Annotated in this window: 4 protein-coding genes; 1 reads left to right on the forward strand and 3 read right to left on the reverse strand. The window is 58.5% G+C overall.

All coding sequences use genetic code 11. The features are described from left to right. Positions 1 to 87: 87 nt before the first annotated feature. Entirely contained in the window at positions 88 to 426 is a 339-nt protein-coding gene (locus tag P1T08_18730; protein ID MDF1598109.1) for a hypothetical protein, read from the reverse strand. 11 nt (positions 427 to 437) lie between these two features. Between P1T08_18730 and P1T08_18735 the strand changes: the two genes are divergently transcribed. Next, a complete protein-coding gene (locus P1T08_18735) occupies positions 438 to 602 on the forward strand; it encodes a hypothetical protein (GenBank protein ID MDF1598110.1) in 165 nt (54 codons plus the stop codon). Between the two features lie 250 nt (positions 603 to 852). Here P1T08_18735 and P1T08_18740 read toward each other — a convergent pair whose 3' ends face one another. Together P1T08_18740 and P1T08_18745 are read right to left on the reverse strand one after the other, a co-directional pair. After that, positions 853 to 1,377, reverse strand: a complete 525-nt coding sequence (locus tag P1T08_18740; protein MDF1598111.1) for a hypothetical protein — start codon at positions 1,375 to 1,377, stop codon at positions 853 to 855. A 125-nt stretch (positions 1,378 to 1,502) separates the two neighbouring features. Further along, entirely contained in the window at positions 1,503 to 2,024 is a 522-nt protein-coding gene (locus P1T08_18745; GenBank protein MDF1598112.1) for a hypothetical protein, read from the reverse strand. Positions 2,025 to 2,325: the final 301 nt, after the last annotated feature.

Raw genomic sequence — 2,325 nt, forward strand, 5'->3', positions numbered from 1 at the left:
GTCCCATCACCCTGATAATCCATAACTCCATCCTCGCTTCCAAGCTCCGGAGTCTCCAACTCTCCCAGGGCGATTCATCTCGGTCGGTTAGTTCGCGTTGCGGGTGTAGGACAGCCCGTGTTCGATGAGGGCTGCTTCCCATGGTGTGGTTGTGTCGATTTCGGTGAGGGTCCCGGAGATGGGGTCAAAGCGCAGGGTGCCTTGGGTTCCACCGTCGATGTAGATGGCGTCTCCGTTGGCGGTTGGCTGAAGGTACTGCGCCCATGCCACGTTTACGTCGTGAGTTTCAATGATTTCGAGTGTTTGTGGGTCGATGACGAGGAGCCCGCTTGTGGTTTGCTGGTCGGTGGTGATGTAGGTGCCGACGTGGCCGGATTCGAATCTGCCACCTCCCAGGAGGTAGCCACCGTTCGGGACAGCTGTCACGAAACCTACTGGTGCTTCGCCAGCTGCGTCACCCCAACACCGAGGGCCGCATCTTCTACGAACGCAAACTCGAAGAGGGCAAAACACCCAAGGAAGCGATCCGGGCGTTGAAACGGCGCCTCTCCGACGTCGTCTACCGCCATCTCCAAACCGACCAACAACGCAACAACCAGTAGGGCCCGGGGGGCACCCAGGAACGTCTCTGACGCTTGCGTGGCCGGTATTCCATCCTGATCACCGGCTCTTCAGCGCAGCCACCCCGAGCCGTTCCTAAGCCTACGCGTCACCAAGCACCTCGGTTCAGCCGAGACACCCAACCGCGCCCCAAAACACCCCTTGACAAACAAACAGGCATCGATCCCGGACACTCGGCGAAATGCTCGATCTGGTACCCGATTTGGCGATCGGGTACCAGAACGCAATGTTTCAGCCCGACGCTTCTGACAGCGATCCGATCTCATCCACCTTGCTGCCCGAGAGTTGATGCGCTGGTCGGTTCTCACCATGCAAAGGGGTGGTGAGCCGACCGTCGGCGCCGACAAACAGGATCCCGTCAAGAGTGTTGAGCCGATGACTGATCTCTCCACCGAAGAAATCACTGCGCTCCCTGGACTCCTCGAGGAGATAGAGCAGGACCCGCATGCCGAGCTCGGGCATGCCAACGCCACTCCGCTCAACGCGGAGGGTTCGATTTCCGGACCCATCGGTTATGAATCCTTCCCATGCGATTGTGACGGCGGACGGAGCCGTGCCCTTGAGGGTCTTCTCGGGTTGCACTGTGACCATGAAATACTCGGACGCGTGTGGATCCTCAGCCTCGTCCGGTGTTCCAATGGACCTGACCGCCAAGACCTCACCAACTATGACGAGATCCGAAGCGTCGGTCAGACTTGCGATATTGTCGTACGGTGTCTCATTTACCTCTGAGTTGGTAACTGGCAGGTCATTCACCGTTGACGATCCGACGGTGTCAGTGCCTTCTGTTGTGCCACAGCTCACTCCTGCAACAGCCACAAGGCATACAGCCAGAATCGATCGAGTTGATAGTGTGCGCATCAGGGCTCTCCTGGTTGCTGTCAGTACTGTGCGTTGATGTGGCCGATTTCGTGCGATGAGAGCACGCCCTGGCCGCCTCCACTCATGCAGCCTGTGTTGTTCTCAGGCTGCGAGTCGTCAAACCCCACCGAGTGGCCAATCTCATGACAAGCACCCTGTTGCCGCTGGGCCGACGAATAGGTGTAGGCCCAGGTAGTGTTGAATCGAACCCTCACCTGATTGCAGACGAGCGACGAAGAGAAATCGACGCAGGTTGCGTCGGCAGTGCCAACTGACGGCGTCACATACCAATAGACGTCCGTGTTTGTGTTGTAGGTCTGTTGTCCGACGCTCATATCGGTTCGATCTCGGAGTTGCCCGTTAATCGCGGCAAGCCACGAGCCGATCATTGCGTAATACTCACCATCCGAGCTCTCTGTCTCCGCCCATGTGTGGTACGAGCTGTCAGCAACGTAGTGGTCGGGGTTCGCTGAAGTCCCGAAACCGTGTGCGAGTGCTGTTGCGGTCGGAATCCCCACGAGGAGGGCCGTTAGCAAGGCCACCGCCCTCCATCGAGAATAACCGACACGAAGTAGAACCATGGATGATGCTTTGCTCATCGTTTCCCCTTCCCGGCGCAGTCATCTGTCCTTGATGACTAGTTCTTTCGTGCAAACATACCCCCCCCTCCGAGACACCTCCAGAGTAGAAGGTCCCTTTCCTGCTGCGAGAAGACCACTCGGGCCTCATCGCCGTAGCGCTACCTCGCAGGACGCCGAGGTTGGGGCCGCACATGTAAGTGACTTCGGTGGCTGATCACTGCCGGGTCCTGGGTGCATGATGCATCCTGGCTGGTCCGGGTGG

Source organism: Acidimicrobiia bacterium (genome assembly GCA_029210695.1).
GTDB lineage: Bacteria > Actinomycetota > Acidimicrobiia > Spongiisociales > JAHEDJ01 > JAHEDJ01.